Origin of the sequence: Arthrobacter sp. A5, assembly GCF_051131705.1 — a bacterium.
Classification (GTDB): Bacteria; Actinomycetota; Actinomycetes; order Actinomycetales; family Micrococcaceae; genus Arthrobacter_M.
Window position 1 is genome coordinate 206,286 of record NZ_CP180316.1, and the last position, 24,885, is coordinate 231,170.

Genomic DNA, 24,885 nt, shown 5'->3' on the forward strand with positions numbered 1-24,885 from the left:
GCAATTCGGCCGAATCCGGCACAACTGCTTTGGTTAGTGCACCCCGGCCATCAACCGCTTGATCGGCTTGGACGCCAGAGCCAGCACCACGCCCAGCACGATCGCCGCAATGCCGATCACGGCAAAGTAGGGGGTCTCATTGTCTTCCCGGTAGTAGCCGGCAAAGACACCGGAGAGAGCCGTGCCCAAGGCGACGGAAAGGAAAAACAGCGCGACCATCTGCGTGTGAAATGCCCGCGGCGCCAGCTTGGTGGCCAGCGACAAACCCACCGGGGAGAGCAGCAGTTCCGCGAAGGTGAACAGCAGCAGAATCCACACCAGGGCCAGCAGCGGCACGGAAGCTATCCCCGCAACGGGGATGAAGCTCAGGTAGGCCAGTCCCATGATCACCAGTGCCGCCGCAAACTTGATCGGCGTGGTCCACTGCCTGGAGCCGAGTTTCGTCCAGAGCGCGGCAAAGACGCCGGCAAAGATGATGATGAACACCGGGTTGATCGACGTCGCCCAGCTGGCGGGCATTTCCCAGCCGAACAGGTTACGGTCCAGGCGCTTGTCGGCGTAAAGTGCCACCACGGTGAACTGCTGCTGGAACAAAGACCAGAACGCAGCGCTTGCGATGAACAACGGGATAAACGAGTACACCCTGCTGCGCTCCACCGCATCGACCTTCCGACTGGAAAGGATAACGATGAAATAGGCGACCGTCGCCAGGACGACGACGCCGACAACAACCCACTTCAGGTTTGCCGCGGTCACGACGCCGATCAGCACGGCCAGCACCATCAGCACGATGGCTGCCGCGGCGATAACGATCATCATCGGGTAGCGGCTGCGCGGCAGCGGATTGGCAACGAGGTGTGCCTCTTCCGGAAGGTTTTTACGCGTCAGTCCGTACTGCGTCAGGCCGATCGCCATGCCGACGGCGGCGGCACCGAAGCCATAGTGGAAACCAAGCGTGGTCTGCAGCAGCCCGGTGAGCAGCGGACCGATCAGGCCGCCGATGTTGATACCCATGTAGAAGATCGAGAATCCGGCGTCCCGGCGGTCATCCTTTTCGCCGTACAGCGAGCCGACCAGCGAGGTGGCGTTGGCTTTCAGCCCACCGGAGCCGACGGCGATCATGATCAGGCCCGCTGCCAGGCCCGCGGCGCCGGGCAGCAGTGCCAGCGAGATGTGGCCGGCCATGATCATCATGGCGCTGTAGAACAGCACGCGTTCCGAGCCCATGAGCCGGTCAGCCACCCAGGCTCCCAGGATCGTGGACAGATACACGCCGCCGCCATAGGCCCCCACGATCCCGAGCGCGACGGTGTCTTTAATGCCTAGACCGCCCCGCGTGGCAGTATAATACATGTAGTACGCGAGAATGCCCTGCATGCCGTAGAACGAGAACCGTTCCCAGAGTTCAACGCTGAACAAATTCAGCAGCATCCTGGGTTGGCCGAAGAATGACTTGTCCGTGGACGGCAGTGGCGCGTCGGCGGAGGTATGTGTTTTACTCACCTGCCCTATTTTCGCACTCCTTTTTGCACTCTGCAGCCCGGCACCTTTTTCCTTCTCCTGCCGGCGTCGGGTTGTCGGGAGGGAGCTATAGGCTGAATGGATAAGGCCCGCATACCGGCAGGAGAACACGATGGCTGACATTCCCACTACAGAGGCGACCGCACTTGGTGAAGAGTCCCGGGTACTAGACGTCCGGGAGGACTATGAGTGGGAGGCCGGACACATTGCGGGCGCGCTGCACATACCGCTGGACGAGCTCCCGGCCCGGCTGGACGAGCTGGACCCGGATGAGGACCTGAACGTCATCTGCCGCACCGGTGGACGCTCCTTCCGGGCCACTACCTGGCTCACGGAAAACGGCTACAGCGCCGTGAACGTTACAGGAGGTATGGGGGCCTGGATGGAGGCCGGACGTGCCATGGTTTCGGAGAATTCGCAGCCTCCCCGGGTGCTCTAGCGCCCGAGCGGAACGGGTACCGGCCACTTCGAGGGTGCACCTGTTCCGGCGGAGGCAATGAAAGTAAGCTGGGCCTACCCCATATCGGGGTGTGCATTGAAAGAAGGGCGAATCCAATGAGCGAAAGTCACACGTCGAAGGACAGCGGCAACGACGGCACCATCATCAACCCCGGTGCCCAATACGAGCGGGACGACTCGGTGGGCGACGCGGCGGATGACGCCAACGAACTGCGCTTCAACGAGGAAGAAGAGCTGATCACCGAGCAGGGCCACCCCGATGCGCCCACCGGCGGGACCGGTACGGAGGCCGCCCCGGTAGTGCACTAAATTGTCTGGGCTTTAACCCTTACCAGCAGAGCCTTAGGCTCGACGGCGACGGTCACCTTTGTCGCTTTGCCAAAAGTGTCGCCGTCGAGCTGGGTTTCCTCCGGAACCGCGGTGCGGATGGTGATTTTCTCCGCACGGTAATAATCGATCACGGGCAGCCGCCCCTTATGCTGCAGGACAATCTTCACGGCCATGGCCGCCCAGCCGAGCGCGCTGCGGGGACTGGCCACCACGACGTCCAGGACGCCGTCGTCGATCAGGGCGTTGGGCACGAAGTCGATGCCACCGGGCAGCAGCCCGCAGTTGGCAAAAAGTACGGTGCGAACCTTGCGCTGCTGCGGATCCTGATCATCCATGGCGATGCTGATTTTTTTGCGCCGACCCGGCAGATGCCTCATGCCTGCCTCGCTGTAGGCCAGCCAGCCCACCGTCCTCTTCAGCCGCTTCCGGGTGTCACCGACGACCTCGGCGTCCATGCCGAGCCCGGCAATGACCAGGAAAGCGTGCTTGGAGCTGGCTCCCGTGACGGAATTCTCGATGGCCATGGTGGCGGTATCAATGTGGCGCTGGTGGCCGAACAGGGCGGTCTGAACGTCGCTGTGGATGTCGTTGACCCGCAGACCAAGATTTCTGGCCAGCAGATTGCCGGTACCCAGCGGAATCACGCCCATCGGGACCTGAGTATGCCGCAGCACCTCGGCCACCACGCGCACGGTGCCGTCCCCGCCGCCCACTACAACGACGTCGGCACCGTATTCCAGCGCCTGGCGGGCCTGCGAGTATCCCGGATCCTCCATCGTGGTTTCGAAAAAGAGCGGTTCCTTCCAACCGGCCAGGGCAGCGGAACGAAGAATGAAAGTCCTGGCGTCGGGTGCGCCGGCCTTCACCGGGTTGAGGATGACGGCGACCTTCTGATTGCCGGTCTGGCCCTTGTGCGGGATCTCCCCGGCGGCGCTGCGGGTGTGCTTTTGTGCCAGCTTGCGCACGCCCCACCAACTGGCGATCAGGAAGGCAAGGGACGCGGAAACGATGATGAGGACCAGAACCCAGGTTGGCATAATCCTCTAACAATAGCGGTTGGAAGGGGGGGCTTCCGGGCCCGCTGCGCGGAGGTGTGCATCGCGGCGCGTGTGCGATTGGATACCCTTAGACGGTGATCGATGTCAGAGACCTCAGCGAAAACCCCGACGCCTACCGAGGCAGCCAGCGCGCGCGCGGTGCCGATGCATCCGTCGTCGACGCGATTATCGCCGCTGATGCCGCCCGCAGGAACGCCATCACCACCTATGAGGCGCTGCGTGCCGAGCAGAATGCCTACGGCAGGAAGGTGGCGCAGGCCAAGGGCGCGGAAAAGCAGGCCCTGCTGGCGGAGGTCAAGGAGCTGTCCGGGCGGGTCAAGTCAACATCCGCCCAGGCCGAAGCCGCCGCGGCTGCCCAGGATGCGCTGGTCCGGGGGATGGCAAATCTGATAGCCGACGGCGTGCCGGAAGGCGGCGAGGATGACTTCGTGGTGCTGCGGACCGTCGGGACTCCGCGGGACTTCACCGCCGAAGGATTCACACCCAAGGACCATCTGGAAATCGGCGAGCTTATCGGGGCAATTGATATGGAGCGCGGCGCGAAGGTTTCCGGTTCGCGTTTTTACTTTCTGAAGGGGGTCGGGGCCCGGCTGGAACTGGCTCTGCTCCAGCTGGCCATGGATCAGGCCATCGACGCCGGGTTCGTCCCGATGATTACCCCCACGCTGGTCCGGCCCGAAACGATGGCAGGTACGGGCTTCGATGTGAAGCACGACGCCGAGATCTACCGGCTGGCCGAAGACGATCTGTATCTGGTGGGAACCTCGGAGGTGGCCCTGGCCGGGTACCACGGGGATGAAATCCTCGATTTCTCCAACGGACCGCTGCGCTACGCAGGCTGGTCCTCGTGCTACCGCCGCGAGGCCGGATCGCACGGCAAGGACACCCGAGGGATCATCCGGGTGCATCAGTTCAACAAGGTGGAAATGTTCACCTACACAACGGTGGAAGAGGCCGCGGCGGAGCACCAGCGCCTGCTGGCGTGGGAAGAGGAGATGCTGGCCAAGGTCGAGTTGCCGTACCGGGTCATCGACACGGCCGCCGGAGATTTGGGCCAGTCGGCCTCGCGCAAGTTCGACTGCGAGGCATGGGTTCCGACGCAGGATGCCTACCGCGAGCTAACGTCCACGTCCAACTGCACCACGTACCAGGCCCGGCGGCTGAACATCCGCGAACGCGCAACCGCCGAAACCGGGGTTAAAGAGGGAAAGGGCGCCACTCGGGCCGTGGCCACGCTGAACGGCACCCTGGCGACCACCCGCTGGATCGTCGCCATTTTGGAACATCATCAGAACCCGGACGGCTCCGTCAATGTCCCCGCGGCGCTGCGCAAGTACGTGGGCGGGCTGGAAGTCTTCCCTGTTCTGTAGGCTGCCGTTACGCCGTCGGCGCCTGCGAGATCCGCACCATGTTGCCGGAGGGATCGCGGAACGCGCAGTCGCGTGGACCCCAGGGTTGGTCGATGGGCTCCTGCAGCACCTCGGCGCCGGACGCCCGCATCTTCTCGAATGTCGCATCGAGATCGTCGGCGCGGAAGACGATGGGACCAAGGGCACCTTTGGTCAGCAGCTCCTGGAGCGAGTCGCCGTCGGTTTGTGACCGTCCGGCGTGCGGTTCCGAGAGCACGATTCCGAGTCCCGGCTGGCTGGCGCTGCCGAGAGTGACCCAGCGGAAGCCGCCTGAGGCGATGTCGTTGAGCACCTCAAGGCCCAGCGCGTCGCGGTAGAAGGTCATCGACTCGTCGGGGTCATTGACGGTGATATTGCAGTATTGGAGTGAAATGGTCATGCGGCCAACGCTAGTCGGCAGCCGCGGAGACCGCTTCTCGGATCCTGCTCATTATGTTCCTGCTCGCTATGGTTCCGGCCGGCGCGTTTCTGGCTGGGCGGGTGTAAACCTTCGCCACGCACGCGGGTATCGCCGTCACGGCCCTGTGCTCCCGGGCGCGGTACGCGCTCGGCGTTTCCCCCACGATCTCGGTGAACCGCGAGCTGAACGAGCCGAGCGACGTGGCCCCGACCTCCATGCACGCGTCGGTCACGCTCCTGCCGGCACGCAGCAGCGCCATGGCCCGCTCGATCCGGCGGGTCATGAGGTAGCTGTATGGCGTCTCGCCATAGGTGGCCCGGAACTGCCGGGAAAAGTGCGCCGGTGACATGAGCGCTCGCCGGGCCATGGTGGGCACGTCGAGCGGACGGGCGTACTCACGGTCGATCAGGTCCCGGGCCCGGCGCAGGTGCGCTAAGTTGGCGAGCTCTTGCGGGGTCATGGCATGAGGTTACACCCGCTGGACCCGGCTTTTCCATGAGCGCGGCATTCCCGGATGCCCGGTTTCCCAGCTGTGCCCGGTCTTTCCCAGCTGTGCCCGGTCTTTCCCAACTGCGCCCGGTTTCCCCAGCTGTGCCGCATGCGCAGGTGAATACCCACACTGTGGATAACGTTGTGGGTATTCACCTGCCGTTCATCGCCACTGTGACCTGTTTCCTAGGCATTTTTCTGCAGGTCTGCTTGACTTGTTCAATGACTATTTTGACTGAATCCGCAGTCTCTGGCATCGATGACCAGAGGAACAACGAAATCAACACCGATCCTTCCGCCCTTCTCGTCGCCCTGGATGTGGACGGCACTTTGGTGGATCACGACGGGCTGATGAGCGAGGCTGTGCGGGCCGCGGCGCGGGAGACCGTGGCCGCCGGGCACCAGGTCATCATCGCCACCGGCCGTTCGCTGGCGCTCTGCTGCCCGTGGTGAAGCAGATCGGGCTGGAGCGGGGCTATGGCGTGGCCAGCAACGGCGGCGTGACTGTGCGGCTGGACCCGTCCTTGGAATGGGGGTACGAGGTGATCGAGCGCGAAACGTTTGACCCTCGCCTTGCCCTGACCGCACTGCGGGATCGTTTGCCCGGTGCTCGCTACGCCGTGGAGGATTCGGCGGGCAATTTCCTCTCCACCGAGCGCTTCCAGGATCGCAGTTTCGGCATCCAGGCCAAGGGAGTGGGCTTCCAGCACCTGCTCGACCTTGAAGCGGTACGCGTGGTGGTGAACAGTACGGACAGCAGTACGGAGGATTTTGCCGCCGCCATCGCGGCCTGCGGATTGCAGGGGGTGACCTATTCGGTGGGCTGGACGGCTTGGCTGGACATTGCAGCGGCCGGTGTCACAAAGGCAACGGCCCTGGAAAAGCTCCGCTCGCGGTTGGGCGTGGAGCAATCACGTACGGTCGCGGTGGGGGACGGGAACAATGACATCGAAATGTTGACCTGGGCCGCCCGCGGGGTTGCCATGGGCCAAGCCAACGACGCGGTGCGTGCCGCCGCCAACGAGACGACTGCGTCGGTGTACGACGATGGCGTTGCGCACGTTTTGCGCAGCCTGCTGTAGCGCCTGCAGCCCTTTTCGAACCGAGCCGCCCATGGCGCGACTGGTATCTAAAGCGGCAGAACGTATTCGAGGAGGCCCTAGCGGACACGTTGGTTCGTTACCGCACCACCCTGAAGCGGCTTGGGGAATGACTGTCTTTCTGACGCTTGAGGAAGCACTGGCCGTGGCGGCATGACGGAAGGCAAGCTTATGACCTGACCATCGACGTGGCTTCCGGGGAGCTGGCCGATCTGGATACCATCCGCTATCGACTGCGAAGCGGCGGCAGCTAAGGCAGGTACACCATGAACCCGGCCGCGGCTGCCCCGGTCCGGACGGGCGCCGATCTCGTGCATTTGGTTTCACGTTGGTGTCATGAATGCACGGGAATGACACTACGACTTGCTGACGGTTTATTTGTCATCGGAGAACCTTCTTGCTCTGGCTGACCAATCGGGGGTTCATCAGGTGCGCGAGCCGCCGCAAGGTTTAGGCAGCCAGTTTAGTGCGCGGTCGGCACGAAGCGCTTGATTGAAGCTTCGAGCTCGACCTCCGCGGCGGCGCGGTCGTCCCAGCCCTCCGCCTTGACCCATTTGCCGGGTTCCAGATCCTTGTAATGCGTGAAGAAGTGCTCGATTTCCTTGATCAGGAAGTCGTCCACATCGGAGATTTCCTGGATGTGGTCGTAGCGCTTGTCGTCGAGGACGCAGATCACCTTGGCGTCCCCGCCGCCGTCGTCCGTCATATTGAACACCCCGATCGGACGTGCCTCAACCACGACACCGGGATGCAGATCGTATTCCTGCAGCAGCACCAGCGCATCCAGCGGATCGCCGTCCTCACCGAGAGTGTTGTCGAAATAACCGTAATGCGTGGGGTAACCCATGGAGGTAAAGAGCACCCGGTCCAGCCGGACCCGGCCGGTTTCATGGTCAACTTCGTACTTAACGCGGGACCCGCGCGGGATCTCGATGGTGACGTCGTGCTTCATCTGTTGCTCCTTGGCAGTGGACCGTCGCCTGAGGGCGTCCGGGGCCGGATGGTGGTGTGGGAAACCCGCAAGGCCGGCGCGGCCGATCGGCAACGCGAAGGCAGACCGGGGTTCCGTCTAATATGTAGGATATAGCGGCCGGTGCTGCGCCGAAACCTGGGCTCCCACCGCCCGCCTGCCCGCCCCGATTTTCCGCCGCACCGAAGGAACCCTTATCACCATGAGCCGGACGTCAAAAATTCTGACGGCGGGCGTGCTGGCGATTGCCCTCGGCGTTCTGGCGGTGCCCGTGGGGATGAATCTGGCGCCGGTCTTCGGTCCGGCGCCGGCCACCGCCACGCTGCCGGAACTTCCCGCGGCACAGCAGCTTCCCACCGCGCTGAGCACCGTCTCCGGCATCAACCCGCTGTCATCCAACGCCCCTGTTCCGGACGGTAGAGTTCTCTCCAAAGCCCTCGATGCTACCTTGATGGACGCCGACGGCGGCAACTACACCGCACTCGTCCAGGACGCGGCGACGGGACAGATCCTGTACAGCCGCAACGCCTCGGCCGGTAGGCTACCGGCGTCCAACCTGAAACTGCTGACCGCGGCGGCGGCCCTCAAAACCTTGGGGGCACAAACCCGGCTCAGCACCAAGGTTCTGGCCGGGGCCGGGACGGGCTCCATTGTGCTCCGTGCCGGCGGCGACGTGCTGCTCGGCGAGGGGCAAAGCGAGGCGGAGGCCACCGTGGGCCATGCCGGCGTCGCCACCCTGGCGGCCCGGACGGCGACGGCCCTGGAATCCACCGGCGCCGGCGGCCCGGTGCGGATCACCGTCGATGACACGCTTTTCACCGGCCCGGCCCTCAACCCGGCCTGGCTGCAGGGCGACGTGGTCGCAGGGGAAATTGCGCCGGTATTCCCGATGGCGCTATACGGGGCCCGTTTGACTCCGGACGCCTCGGTCGGTGCCCGGCCACAGGACTCCGCCATGAGCGTCGCGGCGGCATTCGCCGCCGCGCTGAAGGCTGCCGGGGTGGACGTGGACCCGGATATCCAACGCGGAAAGGCCGACGACGGCGCCAGGACGCTCGCGGAGGTCAGCTCGGCGACCGTGGGGGAGCAGATCGAATACATGCTGCAGGATTCGGATAATTACGTGGCCGAAACCCTTGGCCGGTTGAGCGCCGTAGCGCTGAAAAGGGTTGGTTCCTCGGCCGGCGCCAGCGAAGCGGTGAAGGAAACGGTGGCGGCGCTGGGAGTAAAGACCGACTCGATGGTGCTGGCGGACTGCAGCGGGCTGGCCGCCGATGACAGGGTGAGCGCCGAACAGCTGACCCAGACGGTGAAAATTATGCTGGCGGACACCACAGGGGACCTGCGGCAGGGTCTGCTCGGGCTGCCGATCGCCGGACTGAGCGGGACCCTGGGGCAGCGCTACATGGATCCGGGCACCGTCGCTGGAGCGGGCTTGGTCCGGGCCAAGACCGGAACGTTGAACGCTGTGATTTCGCTGTCCGGGTACGTCGTGGATACGGACGGACGCCTGCTGGTGTTTTCCTTTATCGGCAACGATCTCAATGCCGGCAGCGCGGCGGCCAAACCGGTGATTGACGCCGCCGCGACCATCCTTGCCGGCTGCGGCTGCGGCGGCTGACCCGGCACCGCGGCTACCTGATGTGCCGCCGGTATGCCGGGAGGTGAACTACTGACCGGCCGCAATCGTTGTGTGGTCTTATGGAGACTATGGATTCACAGAGCAGTGCAGCAGCCCCGGGCCCCAGCCTGATCAATTGGGAGCTGGCCGCCTCGACGGCCGCGAACCTGGCACCGGCAGGGCCGGCGCTGAGCGGGAAGGAAATTGGTGCGGCCGTGGCGGACCTGCGCCTGCTGGCGGACCGCTCCGTTCCGTATGTGCATGAAATAACCGGCTTGGATGCCGCGCGGGACCTGCGCGATTCGCAGGTGCTGGTGGTGGACCGGGCGTCCTGGGCGAAGGCGAATACGCAGAGTTTTTCCGTGCTGATGCAATCGACCATGGCCGCTCTGGCGAAGAAACAGGCGGCCGCGCTGAGGCCCTCCAGTGTGGCGCTGAGCGGAACCGTCACAGGCGCGCAGCTGGGCGGTGTGTTGGCGTTTTTGTCCAGCAAGGTGCTGGGCCAGTATGATCCGTTCGCAGCCCTGGCGGGACGTCCCGGTGCTGCCGCCGGCGGACGGCTGCTGCTGGTGGCCCCCAACATCATCTCGGTGGAACGCGAGCTCAACGTGGACCCGTCCGACTTCCGGCTGTGGGTTTGTCTGCATGAGCAGACCCACCGGGTCCAGTTCGCGGCTGCCCCGTGGCTGCGGCACCATATGCTAAGCGAGATCGAGAAACTCAGCACCCTGCTGGTGGGCGATACGGACAAGCTCGCCGAAAAACTTGTCTCCGCTGCCCGTTCCCTGACTCGGAAAAGTGCGGAGCACGACGGCGCCCCCAGCCGCGGCGGTTTGTTGGACCTATTGCAGGATCCGGAGGAAAAGGCCGCGCTCTCGCATCTGACGGCTGTGATGAGTCTGTTGGAGGGGCATGCCAACGTGGTCATGGACGCCGTAGACGCAGGCATCGTGCCGAGCGTGCGCACTATCCGGCAGCGCTTCAACTCCCGCGGGAAGGACCGCGGGGCACTCGAGAAGTTCATCCGCAACCTGTTGGGGCTGGATGCCAAGATGCGACAGTACAGCGACGGTGCCCGCTTTGTCCGGGGCGTGGTGGCGGAGACCGGGATGTCCGGATTTAACCATGTCTGGACCAGCGCGGACCACCTGCCGACCGAGCAGGAAATCCATGCCCCCACACTCTGGGTCCAGCGGATGGGGCTTTAGCCCTAATGCAGGAGCAGGAGCAGGAGCACGGGGGGCTCCGGCAGCGTCCGCGTCCCCGGCTCGACCCCGTGGTCGGCAAGGCCCGCAAGATGCTCGGCGACCTGCTGGGGATCTCCACCACAGGCAGACCACGTGGTCAGTACACGCTGCCGCCTGAAGACCTCGGGGCGGGCGCGGCGCCCGCACCGCTGGTGCTGGTGGCCTGCAGCGGCGGCGCGGATTCATTGGCGCTTGCCGCAGTCGCCGCCTTCCTAAGCAGACGCGGAGAAATCCGTGTCGGCGCGGTCATCGTCGATCACCAGCTGCAGCTGCATAGCCACCGGGTGGCCCAGGCCACGGCCGTGACCCTGCGCGGACTGGGCCTGGACCCAGTGGAGATCAGCACCGTCACGGTTACCCGTGGTGGCGTGGGTCCGGAAGCGGCCGCCCGGCACGCGCGGTACCGGGCGCTCGACGCGGCCGCCAGCCGGCTCGGTGCCAGGACCGTGCTGCTCGGACACACCCTCGATGATCAGGCGGAGTCGGTGCTGTTGGGTCTGGCCCGAGGTTCCGGGACGCGCTCGCTCGCCGGTATCCCACAGCGGCGCGGCGTGTATCTGCGGCCGTTTCTGGGCTTGCGGCGTACCGAGACCTTGGATATCTGCACCGCGGAGGGGCTCCAGCCTTGGCACGACCCGACCAATGCGGACCCGGCGTTCCTGCGCTCACGGGTGCGCAGCCGGGTGCTGCCGTTCCTGGAACATGAGCTGGGACCGGGTGTTGCGCAGTCGCTGTACCGCTCCGCGCGCATCCTGGCGCAGGACGCGGATTATCTGGACGAGCAGGCTGCCGTCGAATACCGGCGGCTGGCAGGGGAGCCGGCAACCGCTCCCGCCGCCGAGGTCCAGCTCCCCGAAGCCGGCCTTCGGGCATTGCCGGCGGCGCTTAGACAGCGCGTCCTGGCGCTCGCCGTCGTCGGACTGGGCGGGGAACAGCCCAGCTTTGAGCGCCTGCTTGCCGCCGAGACTCTGCTGGCACGCCGGGGGTCGGCCGGCCCCGTCGAGCTCGCCGGTGGCGTCAGCGCCTTCCGGCAGCCGCGGAGCAGATCCGTTCCCCAGGACTCCTCCGCCTATGGGAAGCTAGTCTTTAGACGCAATGCGTAAGAGCACTGACGTTTGCACCGGATAATCCGTACCGGATAAAAGCTAAAGCCCTTCAACACCAGGAGCAATGGGTGGATTCACACGACGTCCAGGCCGATCTCAAGCACGTCCTCTTCTCCCAGGAGCAGATCCAGGAGCGGGTGGCTGAGCTTGCTGCGCAGATCGATGCCGATTACGCAGGCCGGGACGTGCTGCTGGTGGGTGTTCTCAAGGGCGCCGTGATGGTGATGGCGGATCTCGCTCGGGCCCTGCACAGCCACGTGACCATGGACTGGATGGCGGTATCTTCCTACGGATCCGGAACCCAGTCGTCCGGTGTGGTGCGGATCCTCAAGGACCTGGAAACGGACCTGATGGGTAAACACGTGCTCATTGTGGAGGACATCATCGACTCCGGGCTCACGCTCTCCTGGTTGAAGACCAACCTGATCTCCCGCGGGCCGGCATCGGTGGAAATCTGCACGCTCTTGCGCAAGCCGCAGGCCGCCAAGGTGGAAATCGACGTCAAGTATGTCGGGTACGAGATCCCGAGCGAATTTGTGGTCGGTTACGGCCTGGACTTCGCGGAGCGGTACCGGAACCTCGATTTCATCGGCACCTTGGCCCCGCACATCTACGAGTAACCAGGCACCTCAGTGGTGGCTATGCCTCGGTGGGCGTTCCGCCGTCAGGGAACTATTCCCACGCGTTGATCGTGAAAGTTTGCGGACGTGTAAAGCTAGTACGGTGGTCGTGCAGTGGCGTCTACTTGAAGCGGTGAACTGAATTATCTGGCGTATTGATCGGGAGGGGCGAGGCAAAGCCTCGAGCACATGAACATTAAGAAAATCTTCAAGGGTCCAATCGTTTGGATCGTTGCGGTTGTCGTGCTGCTCCTGATCGCGTTCGGTACCCTCTCCGGCGGCGGTTCCACCAGAATTGACACCTCGGACGCCCTGGGTCTGCTCAGCAAGGGTCAGGTGGAATCTGCCAAGATCTTTAACGGCGAAGACCGCGTGGACCTGGTGCTGAAGAATGACTACACCACCCCCGATGGTGTAAAGGCCGGCAAGAACGTTCAGTTCTTCTTCGTTGATGCGCGCGGCACCGACATCGTTAAGGCCATCGACTCGGCCAGTCTCAAGACCTTCGATGATCAGCCGATCCAGAACAACTTCTGGTCAGGCATCCTGAGCCTGATCTTCCCAGTCATTATTCTCGGTGCTATTTTTTGGTTCCTGCTCTCCCGAATGCAGGGCGGCGGTTCCAAGGTCATGCAGTTCGGCAAGTCCAAAGCCAAGCTGATCACCAAGGACCACCCGCAAGTTACGTTCACGGACGTCGCCGGTGCGGACGAGGCGGTGGAGGAGCTTCACGAAATCAAATCGTTCCTGCAGGAACCCGCCAAGTTCCAGGCCGTGGGTGCAAAAATTCCCAAGGGCGTGCTGCTTTATGGACCGCCCGGAACGGGTAAGACGCTGCTGGCCCGAGCGGTGGCAGGCGAGGCCGGCGTCCCGTTCTACTCCATCTCCGGATCTGACTTTGTCGAGATGTTCGTCGGCGTGGGTGCGTCGCGCGTGCGCGATTTGTTCGAGCAGGCCAAGGCCAACTCCCCGGCCATCATTTTCGTGGACGAGATCGACGCCGTCGGCCGTCACCGCGGTGCCGGCATCGGCGGCGGCAATGACGAGCGTGAGCAGACCCTGAACCAGCTCCTGGTGGAGATGGATGGCTTCGACGTCAAGACCAACGTGATCCTGATCGCGGCCACCAACCGCCCGGACGTCCTGGACCCGGCGCTGCTGCGTCCGGGCCGCTTTGACCGACAGATTCCCGTCGAGGCTCCGGACCGGATCGGCCGGGAGCAGATCCTGCGCGTACATTCCAAGGGCAAGCCGATGGCTCCCGGGGTTGACCTCAACGCGGTGGCCAAGAAGACGCCCGGATACACGGGCGCGGATCTGGCCAACGTGCTCAATGAAGCGGCGCTGCTGACCGCACGCTCCAACGCACAGCTCATCGATGACCGGGCCCTGGATGAGGCAATTGACCGCGTCATGGCGGGTCCGCAGAAACGCACCCGGGTGATGAAAGAGCTGGAGCGTAAGATCACCGCCTATCACGAGGGCGGGCATGCGCTGGTCGCTGCCGCATTGCGGAACACCGCCCCCGTCACCAAGATCACCATCCTGCCCCGTGGCCGCGCGCTGGGGTACACCATGGTGGTGCCCGAGGATGACAAGTACTCCGTGACCCGCAACGAGCTGCTGGACCAGATGGCCTACGCCATGGGTGGCCGGGCGGCGGAGGAAATCGTCTTCCACGATCCCTCCACCGGCGCCTCCAACGACATTGAAAAGGCCACCGCCACCGCCCGCAAAATGGTCACGCAGTATGGCATGAGCGAACGGATTGGTGCGGTGAAACTGGGCACCGGCGGCGGTGAGCCGTTTATGGGCCGCGATGCCGGCCACGACCGGGACTATTCGGATCAGGTGGCGTACGTCATCGATGAGGAAGTGCGCCGGTTAATTGACCAGGCTCACGACGAGGCGTACACGATCCTGAACGAAAACCGCGACGTGCTGGACCGGCTCGCGTTGGAACTGTTGGAGCGGGAAACCCTGAACCAGGCGGAAATCCAGTACATCTTCCGGGATATCCGCAAGCGGGATCTGCGCGACGTCTGGCTGTCCAAGCAGACCCGGCCGGTATCGGATCTGCCGCCCGTCGTCAGCGATAAAGAGCGCCGGGATGCGTTGGCCTCCAGTGAGCCCGCCCCGGAAACAGTGGCGCCGCAGGACCAGCTGGCCCACGCCAATATGCCCGGCAGCGTGGATGCGCCTGGCTCTTCGGCATCGCAGAACGGCACCACGCCCGGCCAGTCCGGTGATGAGCCGCACCCGCCGCACCCGGCCGGCAGCCAAGCTCCCGGCAGCTAAGATCAATGACGTGACCAATTACGACGACGACGACGACGCAACAGCGGGGAGCGGAAATGTCCGGGTCGACCTGCCCCGGATTGAGAAGGCTGTCCGTGAGATCCTGCTGGCCATCGGCGAAGACCCGGACCGCAGCGGGCTGCTGGACACTCCCAAGCGTGTGGCCAAGGCTTACGGCGAGGTTTTCGCGGGTCTGCACCAGGATCCGGCGGATGTCCTTGCCACGACCTTCGACATCGCGCATGAGGAAATGGTGTTGGTCAAGGACATCCCCTTTTATTCGACCTGCGAGCACCACTTGGTGCCGTTTCATGGCTCCGCCCATGTGGGATACATCCCCTCTTTGGAGGGGCGCGTGACGGGGCTGAGCAAGCTGGCGAGGCTGGTGGACGTGTACGCGAAGCGGCCGCAGGTGCAGGAGCGCCTGACGACCCAGATTGTGGAGGCTTTGGTCAAGTACCTCAAGCCCCGCGGCGCGATAGTAGTCGTCGAATGTGAACACATGTGCATGTCCATGCGCGGCGTGCGCAAACCAGGGGCAAAAACCGTCACCAGCGCCGTGCGCGGCCTGCTGCACGAGCCGGCTACCCGGGCCGAAGCCATGAGCCTGATTCTTGGAAGGTAACACCAGCAACCTATGGATTCTCTCGCAGCAGCACCCGGAACCGGGCCAGCAACCTCTCCCCTGCCGGTCCTTCGGGGACCGCGGCCGGCGGCCAGGTTCGCGGACCTGCCGTCGGACCGCGCCGTCGTCATGGGCATCCTGAACTGCACGCCTGATTCCTTCAGCGATGGGGGCGAGCACAACTCACTCGATACGGCCATCGCGCATGGGCTGCGGATGATCTATGCCGGTGCCGACATCATTGACATCGGCGGGGAATCCACCCGTCCGGGGGCGCCCGAGGTGGCCGCGGAGGAGGAGCAGGACCGCATTCTTCCGGTGATCGGGGCGCTGGCGAAGGCCGGCGCTCTGATCAGCGTGGATACCCGGCACGCCGACACCGCCGCCAAGGCGCTCGACGCAGGGGCGGCACTGATCAACGACGTGTCCGGCATGAGCGTGCAACCGGACATGATGGCGCTGGTGGCCACTCGCGGGGTGCCCTATGTGCTGATGCACCGCCGCGGCACGGCGAAAACCATGGACGCGCTGAACGAGTACGCGGATGTGGTGGAGGACGTCATCGCCGAACTGATGGCTGTCCGGGGCAGGTTCTACGAGGCCGGTGTGCTGCCGGAGCAGATCATCGTGGATCCGGGCCTCGGTTTTTCCAAGAATGCGGAACAGAACTGGGAACTGCTGGCCAATCTGCAGCGCTTCGAGGTGCTGGGGCACCGCGTGCTCGTGGGTACCTCCCGCAAGCGCTTTCTGGGATCGCTGCTGGCCCACGCCGGGAAGGCCGCGCCGCCTAAGGAACGGGACAGCGCCACGGTGGCCACGACGGCGTTGGCCGCGGCGATGGGTGCCTGGGGTGTGCGGGTGCACGATGTCACCGGCAATCTCGATGCGGCCAAGGTGGCTGCCCGACAGGGCGCCCACCGGCTGTCTCCCGCCGGTGCCGTTACGACCGGGCTGGGCAGCCGATGACCGCGGCCGGGGCAAAGCTGATGACCGGGACTGACGCCGTCGTGCAAGAAGAGGCTGAGCCAGTCGACACTGCGGATAAAGGCGCCGCGGATGGGGACGCTGTGCAAGAAGACGCTGTGCAAGAAGACGCTGTGGATATGGACGCTGTGCAAGAAGACGCTGTGCCAGCTGCTGGGAAGCCTGACGCGGCGCCCGCGCCGTCTGCCCTGCGCCGCCTGGACCGGATCACCGTCACCGGTGTGACCGCCATTGGCCGGCATGGGGTTTTCGAGCGGGAAAAAAGGGACGGTCAACCGTTCATCGTGGACGCCGTGCTGTTCACGGATATCCGTGCCGCCGCGGAGAACGACGATCTGGAGAAGACCGCGAACTATGGCGACGTCGCGGAACTGATCCGCGCGCTGATCACCGGTCAGGCCTACGATCTGATCGAAACGCTTGCCGAGCGTATCGCCGCCGCGATTCTGCTCACGTTTCCCGTGTCCGCCGTCGAGATCACCGTGCATAAGCCCAAGGCCCCGATTCAGGTTCCCTTTGGCGATGTAACGATTAACATTTACCGGGAAAGCCCGTGAGCAGACCCGACGCCAGCAGACCCGATGCCGTCAGACCCTACACACGGGCGGTGCTGGCGCTCGGCAGCAACCTGGGGGAACGTAACGACACCCTGTGCGCTGCCGTAGCGGAGCTGGTGGACCGTCCGGACGTTCGTCTGCGGGACGTCTCCCCGGTGGTGCAGACCAGGCCCGTGGGCGGTCCTTCCGGCCAACCGGAATTCCTCAACATGGTGATGGAAATCGAAACGTCGCTGGACCCTTACGGGCTCCTGGAGCATTGCCAGGCGGTGGAAAACCGCCACCTGCGCACCCGCGACGTGCGCTGGGGCGCGCGTACGCTGGACGTTGACATCATCACCTTCGGCGGACTAAGCAGCAGCGACGAAAAGCTGACCCTGCCGCACCCGCGGGCCGCGGAGCGGGCGTTCGTGCTGTACCCGTGGGCGCTGATGGATCCGCAGGCCACACTGGCGGACGAGCCGGTGGCCGCTTTGGCCGCACAGGCGCCGGATTTTCCCGGGATCGAGCACTTTGCCGACGATGACAGCTGCGAATCCGGCTCCACGGGCTGACACCCCGATGGCACCGGCCGCCCCAAAACACACCAGGCCCCACCATCTCAGGACGCACCAGGCCCCGCAGCCCCAAAAACCGCCGCCGCGCAAGACGCCCGGCGCGCAAGACGCCCGGCGCGCAAGACGCCCGGCGCGCAAGCCGCCCGGCGCGCCGTCGTCCGCGGGCATCCGGCGCAGGAGTCGGCAAGGACAAAAGTCTGCAAAGAACTGTACGGTGGAACCAGATGCGCAACCGACGTGGGTGAGGCGAAGAATGAGAACCATCCGGCCCGTCTGGCTGGCAGTTATAGCGTTGGTATCCGGGGCCGCCGGGTGGGTGGCGACAGTGCTGGCCAACCGCGCCAGTTTGCCCACTCCGGTGCTGCCGTTGAGCTCATTGCTGACCATGGGAATCATCGTCGCGATGACTGTTGTGCTGGGTCTGCGTGTACGGAGCTGGCGTAATGGCAAACGGGACCGGGTGCTGAACCCGATCCTGGCGGCCCGGACCTGGGTGCTGGCTCAGGCCTGCGCCTATGCCGGCGCACTGCTGTTCGGCTGGCATGTCGGTATTTTGCTGGACCAGCTTCCCACCATCGCGCTGCGCAGCAACCTGACGGTCATCTGGCTTGCCTTGGCGATGGTCGGCGGCAGCGTCGTAATGGTGGCGGTCGGCTTCATCGTTGAGCGGTTCTGCCGCCTCCCTCCGGACGATGACGTCCCGCCGGCAGAACGGAAGAAACGCGATAGTGCCGGCGAGGAAGAATATGCGTGAACCGATCGACCCGGTCGGCCTTGACTTTGAACGTGTCTCCCCGAAACTGGTGACCGTCCGGCTCATCGAACGCGGGCTCGGCGCATTGGTCCTGACCACTGTCGCGTCCTTGCCCCTGGTGCTGCACCTGACCGGACCGTGGCACGGCCTTCCCGCGTGGCTGGCGTGGAGCCTTCCGCTGGCGGTGCTGCTGGCGATGATCTGGCGGCTGGTGCTGATTCCGCGACAGGTCCGCGCCATCGGGTATGCCGAGCGCGACGACGATCTGCTGATCCGCGGCGGAATTTTCTTCCAGCGCGTCATGGTGGTTCCGTATGGCCGGATGCAATACGTTGATGTCTCTGTGGGGCCTGTGGAACGGGCGTTCGGGCTCAGCTCGGTCAAGATGCACACGGCCTCGGCCAGCACCAACGCCGTGCTGGAGGGACTGCCCGCGGCCGAGGCGGCGCGGCTGCGGGAGCAGTTGTCCGCGCGCGGTGAGGCTAAGCTGGCCGGTCTGTGAGCGCGGCGAAGGGGTACGACGACGGCGGTGCCGTAGCGCCGCAGTCGAACCCGCCGGGTCCGGCCGTCGGGTTCCGGACCGGCCCCGAGGATCAGTGGCGCCGGGTGCACCCGGTGTCCCCGTTGGTGCGCGGCTGGCTCGCCGTCGTCGGCCTGATCGTCGTTTTTGGCCGTAATTCCTTTGACGATCTGGTGCAGGCGATCGGCACCGGCGGCCGTCACCGACCAGGCGGGGCACCGGTGTGGCTGATCCTTTCCGTGCTGGCCGCTGCCGTGGTGATCTTTGCTGTCGTCTTTTTCCTGTCCTGGTTCTACACCCGTTACCAGGTCACCGATGATCATGTGCGCGTCAACAGCGGCGTCATCTTCCGTCAGCAGCGGCAGGCGAGGATCGACCGCGTCCAGGCCATCGACGTGGTGCAGCCGCTGCTGGCGCGCATATTTTCGCTGGCGGAGCTCAAATTTGAGGTGGCGGACGCCGGCAAGTCCGCCATGAAGCTCTCCTTTTTGAATCTGGATGAGGCGAAACGCCTACGGGCGGCCATCTTGGCCCGGGCGTCGGGCATGCGGGTCGATCCGGACCAGCCTTCCGCGATTTCGGAGGCTCCCGAGCGGGAGGTGCTGGCATTGACGCCGGGCCGGATCGCAGGCGCAACGCTGCTTTCGGGCATCACCGTCGCGGCCCTGGTGCTGACCGCCCTCGTCGTGGGTGCGCTTCTCGGCACCGGTTCGCCGGCCCTCCTGGTCGTGTTCATTCCGTTGCTGCTGGCGGTCGGGGCGGCCTACTGGAAGGCTTTCACGACTGACTGCAATTTCCGCGTGGCGGTGTCCCCGGATGGAGTCCGGCTGCATTACGGTCTGCTCGATACGCGCGCCCAGACCATTCCGCCCGGCAGGGTGCAGGCCGTCGGAGTCACACAGAGCCCGTTGTGGCGGCTGACCGGCTGGTACCGGGTGCACGTCAACGTTGCCGGTTACGGGGCGGACCACGGCGACAGCGGGGGCCGCACGGTGGTGCTGCCTGCCGGTACCGAGGCGGAGGTCATGACGGTGCTGGGACTGATCTTCCCGGACCCCGGGGTGGCCGACCCGGTGAGGGTTTTCACGGCCGGTCTCCGCGGCAAGGGCCGGGACCAGGGCTTCATCCATTCCCCGCGCCGCGCCCGCCTGTTGGATCCGTTCGCTTGGCGGCGCAATGCCTACCGCGCCACGGACACGGCCCTGCTGTGCCGGCACGGGCTGCTCTTCCGCCGGCTGCAGGTGGTCCCGCATGAGCGGACCCAATCGTTGAGCCTGTTTCAGGGTCCACTGATGCGCCGACTGGGACTGGTGGATTTCGAGCTGCACTCCACCGCAGGCCCGGTCCGCCCCATGGTCCATCACCTGGATCTGGTTTCGGCGCGGGAGTTGTTCACCGGGCAGGCCGCCCGGGCGGCCAGCGCCCGCAGATCAGGAAGACCCGAGCGCTGGATGGAAGAACGCCCGGCCGGGCCGGATCTGGCAGGTGCGGCTCCGCCCAGCAGCGCAGACAAGGACAATCAATATGAGCAATAAACCTGGTCGGCTCGGCGTCGGCGTTATCGGTGCGGGCAAGGTAGGCGCTGTACTGGGAGCCGCCCTGCGGGCCGCGGGACACGCCGTCGTCGGGGTTTCCGCCGTGTCGGAGGCCTCCTTGGAACGCGCGGAAAATCTGCTGACCGGCGTCCCGGTGCTGGCGATCCCGGAGATCGTCGAACGCTCCGAGCTGGTGCTGCTGGCCGTCCCGGATGATGACCTGCCCGCGTTGGTGCAGGGGCTGGCCCGAACCGGAGCCTGGCACCCGGGGCAGTTGGTGGCACATACGTCCGGCCGTTATGGCACCGCGGTGCTCGCCCCGGCACGGGCGGCCGGGGTGATTCCACTGGCACTGCACCCGGCCATGACCTTCACAGGAATGACTTTGGATCTGGCCCGACTGCCGGACTGCAGCTTCGGAGTCACCGCGGATCCGGCGATGCTGCCGATTGCCCAGGCCCTGGTCGTGGAGATGGGAGCCGAGCCGGTGGTCATCGCGGAGGCGGACAGGGTGCTTTATCACGCCGCGCTGGCGCATGCCGCCAACCATCTGGTCACGCTGTCGGCGCAATCCGCGCAGCTGCTCGCGGGCATCGGCGTTGAGGCGCCGGAGCGGATGCTCGGTTCGCTGCTGCGGGCCTCGCTGGAGAACGCACTGGCCTCGGGGGAGTCGGCGCTGACCGGCCCCGTGGCCCGCGGTGACGTCGGAACGGTGGCCGCGCACTCGGAAGCGCTGCGTGAATACGGGCTGGATTTGGCCGCGGGGGATGGCCCGGAGGATGTCCGGGATATTGTGGCAGCATATTTGGCGATGGCATCGGCGACGGCGGCCCGCGCGGCCGCCCGCGGCCTTCTCACGGCTGCGCAGCTGCGCCGGATTGAGGCCGCCCTGCTGCCGGAGGACCCCGGGACCGGCGCCAACGGACTCCGCCCAACCGAGGAAAGCGACTAACTTATGGCCATCCAGGTTGTCACCACCATTGCGGAGCTTGCGGCCGCAAGCGCGGACCTGCTCGCGCGGAAACGCACTCAGCCCGACGGCGGTCAGGCCGGCGGCGATGGGATGCCGGCCGTCCCGTCGCTGGGGTTGGTGCCCACCATGGGCGCCCTGCATGCAGGCCACGCGATGTTGGCGCGGGCCGCGGCGGCGCGGAACGACGTCGTCGTCGTAAGCATCTTTGTCAACCCGCTGCAGTTCGGCGACGAGACTGACCTGCAGCGCTATCCGCGCACCCTGGAGGCGGATATGGCCCTGCTGGAGGCCGAAGGGGTCGATCTGGTTTTTGCCCCGTCCGTTGCCCAGATGTACCCGGACGGGCCGCCGAAGGTGTGCATCGCCTCAGGCCCCCTCGGGGGTAAGTACGAGGGCGCTTCACGTCCCGGTCATTTTGACGGCGCCCTGACGGTGGTGGCGAAGCTGCTGCATGTGTGTCTTCCGACGGCCGCGGAGTACCGCGCCTATTTCGGCAGGAAGGACGCGCAGCAACTGGCCCTGATCAAGCAGATGGTCGTGGATCTGAATTTTCCGGTGGAAATTGTCGGAGTGCCCGTGGTGCGCGCCGACGACGGTCTGGCGCTCTCCAGCCGCAACCGCTTCCTCTCCGCAGTGGAACGCGATGCCGCGCTGGTTCTGTCGAGGGTGCTGCAGCTGCTCCGGGACCGCGCCGACCGACACGAACCGCTGGATCCCGACTCCGTGATGGATATGATCGACAGCCAGCGGCTGGTGGTACTGGATTATTTCGAGGTGGTGGACCCGGATACCTTCGAACCGCGCGCGGAGAACTGCCGGGAGACGCCCTTTACCGGAGAAGCCCTGGCCCTGATCGCCGCACAGGTCGGCCCGGTCCGTCTGATCGACAGCATGCCACTGGGCTTCTGACCCGGTCGCAGCAGTTGGGACTTTAATACGCCTCGCAATGGTGCGCTAACCGCTGCCCTGTTGGATGGGTGCGCGGGGAGCGGGCGTGAAGAGGGTGCTTCGGGGCGGATAATGGTCTTTTCGCCGGCGCATAAAACCGCCGGTTGCCGGGGGTCGGCAGGGACCCGGCGAATTCCGCGGACCCGGCGAATTCCGGTGCCGACAGCGAGCCGACGGATTTCGCCACCGTATTGCGAGCCATCGAATCTACCGGACCCCGACCAAGGATATCGCCGACGCAGGCACTGCTGCCGGAACGCCGCCGCGATATCCGTTGTCATCGAATAATGAGCGGGCAGTTCCATGGCACCGGGTGAGCCGCCCGGGCTCCGCCGGACGTAAACTTCTAAGGCTTAGTCCGTACCAGGTTATTGTGCACGGGTAATGAAAAGGTGCCGGCAAATCACGGCGGTGATAAATACCCTGCCGATTAAGAGCACCCCTTCGGTCCGTGGCGAGCGCTGCGGCACCCGGGCTGGACGATGCCGGCGTGCCGCCGTCGTCGGACTAAACTTGTGTACCGTGACCACTGACAAGACCCTGACTGACCAGGCGCTGACTGCCTCAACCCTGCCCGCCTCGACCCTACCTGCGTCAACCCCACACCCCCGGGTGCCGGCAACGGAGGCCACGGACGTCTCCGAACAGATGCAGGTCCGGATGGAAAAGCGTGCCCGGCTGATCGAGCGCGGCGGCCAGGCGTATCCGGTCGGCGTTGAGCGGACCCACACACTGGCTCAGATCAGGGCCAAATACCCGGACCTCGCGGCGGACGAAGCTACCGGCGACGCCGTCGGTGTCACTGGCCGCGTCGTTTTTGTCCGCAATACCGGAAAGCTCTGTTTCGCCACACTGCAGGCCGGGGACGGCACCCGACTGCAGGCCATGCTGAGCCTGGCCGCGGTGGGAGCGGTAGCGCTGGCGGATTGGAAGGCCCTTGTCGATCTGGGGGATCACGTCTATATCCGGGGCGAAGTCATCAGCTCCCGGCGCGGCGAGCTGTCCATCATGGCGGACTCGTGGCAGATGGCGTCCAAGGCGCTGCGGCCGCTGCCGGTCCTGCACGCGGAACTGTCCGAGGAGATGCGCGTCCGCCAGCGCTATGTGGACCTGATTGTGCGCGAGGAGGCCCGCGATCAGGTCCGCACGCGCTCCGCGATCGTCAGGGCCATCCGCGACACCCTGCACGGCGAGGACTATATCGAGCTGGAGACTCCGATTCTCCAGCTGGTCCATGGGGGCGCCGCCGCACGTCCGTTCCGGACACATCTGAACGCCTTCGATCAGCCCATGACACTGCGCATCGCCATTGAGCTGTACCTCAAGCGCGCCGTTGTCGGAGGGATGGACAAGGTTTTTGAGGTAGGACGCATCTTCCGCAATGAAGGCGTGGATTCCACCCACAGTCCCGAGTTCACCATGCTGGAGGCCTATGAGGCGTACGGCGATCAGTTCAGCATGGCCGGAATTATGCAGCGCATCATTCTGGCCTGCGCCGATGCGGCCGGCTCGCGGACGATCGAGACGCCGCGCGGAACCGTGAAGCTCGACGGCGAGTGGCGGTGGCTGCCGGTGTATCAGGGACTGTCCGACTCCGTTGGCCAGGTGGTTACGCCGGAGACGACGGCGGCCGAGCTGCGGGCGCTGGCGGCGCGGCACGAGGTGGCGGTTGACGCGTCCTGGGATGCCGAGAAACTGGTGGTGGAGCTCTTCGGCGAAATCGTTGAACCGACGCTGATCCAGCCGACCTTTGTCTGTGACTACCCGCCGTCCGCGCAGCCGCTGGCCCGCCAGCACCGAACGGACGGCCGGCTCATTGAGGCATGGGACCTGATTATCGACGGCAAGGAAACCGGCACGGCCTTCTCCGAACTGGTGGACCCGGTGATTCAGCGCGAACGCCTCACCGTGCAGTCGCTGCAGGCGGCGGCCGGGGATCCGGAAGCCATGGCTCTCGACGAGGACTTCCTCCGGGCTTTGGAATACGGAGCGCCGCCCATGGGTGGCCTGGGCCTTGGCGTTGACCGCCTGGTAATGCTCTTTACCGGGGTCGGAATACGTGAGGCGATTCTCTTCCCCCTCATGAAGCCTGAAAACTTGATGAAACCCGAATAGAAGCCGGAAACAATGGATTACCTAGCAGCTATCGTCCCCTACCTGGCGGTTATCGTTCCATCAGTGGCCCTCGCCGCGCTCTTTTACTTTGCGATGCGAGCCATTTTCAACGCTGACCGTTCCGAACGCGACGCCTTGGCACAGGCCGAGCGGGAAGCGGATGAAAGGGCGGATTAGTCCTGAGCTATTCCGCCCGCGGTTAAACAACCTTTGACTGCCTACCTTCAACGCGCCATACTCATTATAGAAATGAATTGCGAATGGCAATTAACGGGGCCTATAAGACCGGAGCGGTAAGTCCCGGTCAATGAATCAGTCCTGGTCAATGAATCCATGTTAGGGGTCCTGATGGCGCAAAAAGTAGAAATCACGCTCGTTGACGACATCGACGAGGGGCATGCGGACGAGACTGTCCGCTTCGCCCTGGACGGGGTCAGCTATGAAATCGACCTTTCCTCCGCCCACGCCGGTGAGCTGCGCGAGGCACTTGGGGCCTATACGTCCAATGGCCGGCGGGTCACGGGGCGGGTGGCGAAAAGCCGCTCCACTCCCGCAGCGAAGAGCCAGGATGTGGGCCAGATCCGGCGGTGGGCACGCGAAAATGGCTATCCGGTGCGTGAGCGGGGCCGGATCCAGGCGGAAATCCAGGAAGCATACTTCCGCGCCAACGGCTGAGTTAACCTCCGCCA

The 24,885-nt window shown here is 64.9% G+C and carries 25 protein-coding genes and 1 pseudogene; 21 read left to right on the top strand and 5 right to left on the bottom strand.

Annotation, left to right across the window (positions count from 1 at the left end; all coding sequences use genetic code 11):
* Positions 1–33: 33 nt before the first annotated feature.
* Positions 34–1,512, bottom strand: coding sequence for a peptide MFS transporter (locus tag ACLLJI_RS00965; protein WP_434621045.1), 1,479 nt, complete (start codon positions 1,510–1,512; stop codon positions 34–36).
* Between the two features lie 121 nt (positions 1,513–1,633).
* Between ACLLJI_RS00965 and ACLLJI_RS00970 the strand changes: the two genes are divergently transcribed.
* Entirely contained in the window at positions 1,634–1,960 is a 327-nt protein-coding gene (locus ACLLJI_RS00970; RefSeq protein ID WP_283561518.1) for a rhodanese-like domain-containing protein, read from the top strand.
* A 116-nt stretch (positions 1,961–2,076) separates the two neighbouring features.
* The gene (locus ACLLJI_RS00975) at positions 2,077–2,289 is read left to right on the top strand and encodes a hypothetical protein (RefSeq protein WP_283561519.1); all 213 of its coding nucleotides are present in this window, start codon (positions 2,077–2,079) and stop codon (positions 2,287–2,289) included.
* Here the strand turns inward: ACLLJI_RS00975 and ACLLJI_RS00980 are convergent.
* Complete coding sequence (locus ACLLJI_RS00980) at positions 2,286–3,347, bottom strand: diacylglycerol/lipid kinase family protein (RefSeq protein ID WP_434616855.1); 1,062 nt, start codon at positions 3,345–3,347, stop codon at positions 2,286–2,288. The genes ACLLJI_RS00975 and ACLLJI_RS00980 overlap by 4 nt on opposite strands.
* 95 nt (positions 3,348–3,442) lie before the next feature.
* Between ACLLJI_RS00980 and serS the strand changes: the two genes are divergently transcribed.
* Positions 3,443–4,738, top strand: coding sequence for a serine--tRNA ligase (gene serS, locus ACLLJI_RS00985; RefSeq protein ID WP_434616858.1), 1,296 nt, complete (start codon positions 3,443–3,445; stop codon positions 4,736–4,738).
* A 7-nt stretch (positions 4,739–4,745) separates the two neighbouring features.
* Here the strand turns inward: serS and ACLLJI_RS00990 are convergent, their stop codons facing one another.
* Both ACLLJI_RS00990 and ACLLJI_RS00995 read right to left on the bottom strand, forming a co-directional pair.
* The gene (locus tag ACLLJI_RS00990) at positions 4,746–5,156 is read right to left on the bottom strand and encodes a VOC family protein (protein WP_434616861.1); all 411 of its coding nucleotides are present in this window, start codon (positions 5,154–5,156) and stop codon (positions 4,746–4,748) included.
* 10 nt (positions 5,157–5,166) lie between these two features.
* Positions 5,167–5,637 (bottom strand): helix-turn-helix transcriptional regulator, encoded by a 471-nt coding sequence (locus tag ACLLJI_RS00995; RefSeq protein WP_434616864.1) that lies wholly within the window; start codon positions 5,635–5,637, stop codon positions 5,167–5,169.
* Between the two features lie 251 nt (positions 5,638–5,888).
* On the opposite strand from ACLLJI_RS00995, the pseudogene ACLLJI_RS01000 reads away from it, so the two are divergent.
* Positions 5,889–6,748: pseudogene (locus ACLLJI_RS01000) on the top strand (HAD family hydrolase).
* A 481-nt stretch (positions 6,749–7,229) separates the two neighbouring features.
* Here the strand turns inward: ACLLJI_RS01000 and ACLLJI_RS01005 are convergent.
* Positions 7,230–7,718 (bottom strand): inorganic diphosphatase, encoded by a 489-nt coding sequence (locus ACLLJI_RS01005; protein ID WP_283558849.1) that lies wholly within the window; start codon positions 7,716–7,718, stop codon positions 7,230–7,232.
* Positions 7,719–7,938: 220 nt separating this feature from the next.
* Here ACLLJI_RS01005 and dacB point away from each other — a divergent pair, with 220 nt between their 5' ends.
* The 17 genes from dacB (at position 7,939) to ACLLJI_RS01090 (ending at position 24,871) form a co-directional block, all read left to right on the top strand.
* Entirely contained in the window at positions 7,939–9,357 is a 1,419-nt protein-coding gene (gene dacB / locus ACLLJI_RS01010) for a D-alanyl-D-alanine carboxypeptidase/D-alanyl-D-alanine endopeptidase (protein ID WP_434616868.1), read from the top strand.
* 80 nt (positions 9,358–9,437) lie between these two features.
* Positions 9,438–10,565, top strand: a complete 1,128-nt coding sequence (locus ACLLJI_RS01015; RefSeq protein ID WP_434616871.1) for a zinc-dependent metalloprotease — start codon at positions 9,438–9,440, stop codon at positions 10,563–10,565.
* 5 nt (positions 10,566–10,570) lie between these two features.
* Entirely contained in the window at positions 10,571–11,707 is a 1,137-nt protein-coding gene (gene tilS / locus ACLLJI_RS01020; RefSeq protein ID WP_434616874.1) for a tRNA lysidine(34) synthetase TilS, read from the top strand.
* A gap of 71 nt (positions 11,708–11,778) precedes the next feature.
* Positions 11,779–12,330, top strand: a complete 552-nt coding sequence (gene hpt, locus ACLLJI_RS01025) for a hypoxanthine phosphoribosyltransferase (RefSeq protein ID WP_434616877.1) — start codon at positions 11,779–11,781, stop codon at positions 12,328–12,330.
* A gap of 189 nt (positions 12,331–12,519) precedes the next feature.
* Positions 12,520–14,628 (top strand): ATP-dependent zinc metalloprotease FtsH, encoded by a 2,109-nt coding sequence (ftsH, locus tag ACLLJI_RS01030; protein ID WP_283558844.1) that lies wholly within the window; start codon positions 12,520–12,522, stop codon positions 14,626–14,628.
* Positions 14,629–14,638: 10 nt separating this feature from the next.
* Entirely contained in the window at positions 14,639–15,253 is a 615-nt protein-coding gene (gene folE, locus ACLLJI_RS01035) for a GTP cyclohydrolase I FolE (protein WP_434621048.1), read from the top strand.
* Between the two features lie 12 nt (positions 15,254–15,265).
* Complete coding sequence (gene folP, locus ACLLJI_RS01040) at positions 15,266–16,219, top strand: dihydropteroate synthase (protein WP_434616881.1); 954 nt, start codon at positions 15,266–15,268, stop codon at positions 16,217–16,219.
* Positions 16,220–16,335: 116 nt separating this feature from the next.
* The gene (folB, locus tag ACLLJI_RS01045; RefSeq protein ID WP_434616884.1) at positions 16,336–16,794 is read left to right on the top strand and encodes a dihydroneopterin aldolase; all 459 of its coding nucleotides are present in this window, start codon (positions 16,336–16,338) and stop codon (positions 16,792–16,794) included.
* Positions 16,791–17,348 carry a 2-amino-4-hydroxy-6-hydroxymethyldihydropteridine diphosphokinase gene (gene folK, locus ACLLJI_RS01050; RefSeq protein WP_434616887.1) on the top strand — a complete coding sequence of 186 codons (558 nt, stop codon included), beginning with the start codon at positions 16,791–16,793 and terminating at the stop codon, positions 17,346–17,348. Before folB ends, folK begins: the two co-directional genes overlap by 4 nt.
* A gap of 256 nt (positions 17,349–17,604) precedes the next feature.
* Positions 17,605–18,105, top strand: coding sequence for a DUF3180 domain-containing protein (locus ACLLJI_RS01055; RefSeq protein ID WP_283558840.1), 501 nt, complete (start codon positions 17,605–17,607; stop codon positions 18,103–18,105).
* Positions 18,098–18,607: a PH domain-containing protein gene (locus ACLLJI_RS01060; RefSeq protein WP_434616891.1), complete on the top strand. Its 510-nt coding sequence runs from the start codon at positions 18,098–18,100 to the stop codon at positions 18,605–18,607. The genes ACLLJI_RS01055 and ACLLJI_RS01060 overlap by 8 nt, the downstream gene beginning before the upstream one ends.
* The gene (locus ACLLJI_RS01065) at positions 18,604–20,160 is read left to right on the top strand and encodes a PH domain-containing protein (protein WP_434616894.1); all 1,557 of its coding nucleotides are present in this window, start codon (positions 18,604–18,606) and stop codon (positions 20,158–20,160) included. Before ACLLJI_RS01060 ends, ACLLJI_RS01065 begins: the two co-directional genes overlap by 4 nt.
* Positions 20,150–21,112, top strand: coding sequence for a Rossmann-like and DUF2520 domain-containing protein (locus ACLLJI_RS01070; protein WP_434616897.1), 963 nt, complete (start codon positions 20,150–20,152; stop codon positions 21,110–21,112). The genes ACLLJI_RS01065 and ACLLJI_RS01070 overlap by 11 nt, the downstream gene beginning before the upstream one ends.
* A 3-nt stretch (positions 21,113–21,115) precedes the next feature.
* Entirely contained in the window at positions 21,116–22,042 is a 927-nt protein-coding gene (gene panC, locus ACLLJI_RS01075) for a pantoate--beta-alanine ligase (protein ID WP_434616900.1), read from the top strand.
* Positions 22,043–22,729: 687 nt separating this feature from the next.
* On the top strand, positions 22,730–24,196 hold the full coding sequence (gene lysS, locus ACLLJI_RS01080) for a lysine--tRNA ligase (RefSeq protein WP_434621051.1): 1,467 nt from the start codon (positions 22,730–22,732) through the stop codon (positions 24,194–24,196).
* 12 nt (positions 24,197–24,208) lie between these two features.
* Positions 24,209–24,373 (top strand): hypothetical protein, encoded by a 165-nt coding sequence (locus ACLLJI_RS01085; RefSeq protein ID WP_434616903.1) that lies wholly within the window; start codon positions 24,209–24,211, stop codon positions 24,371–24,373.
* A 171-nt stretch (positions 24,374–24,544) separates the two neighbouring features.
* The gene (locus ACLLJI_RS01090) at positions 24,545–24,871 is read left to right on the top strand and encodes a histone-like nucleoid-structuring protein Lsr2 (protein WP_283558834.1); all 327 of its coding nucleotides are present in this window, start codon (positions 24,545–24,547) and stop codon (positions 24,869–24,871) included.
* Positions 24,872–24,885: the final 14 nt, after the last annotated feature.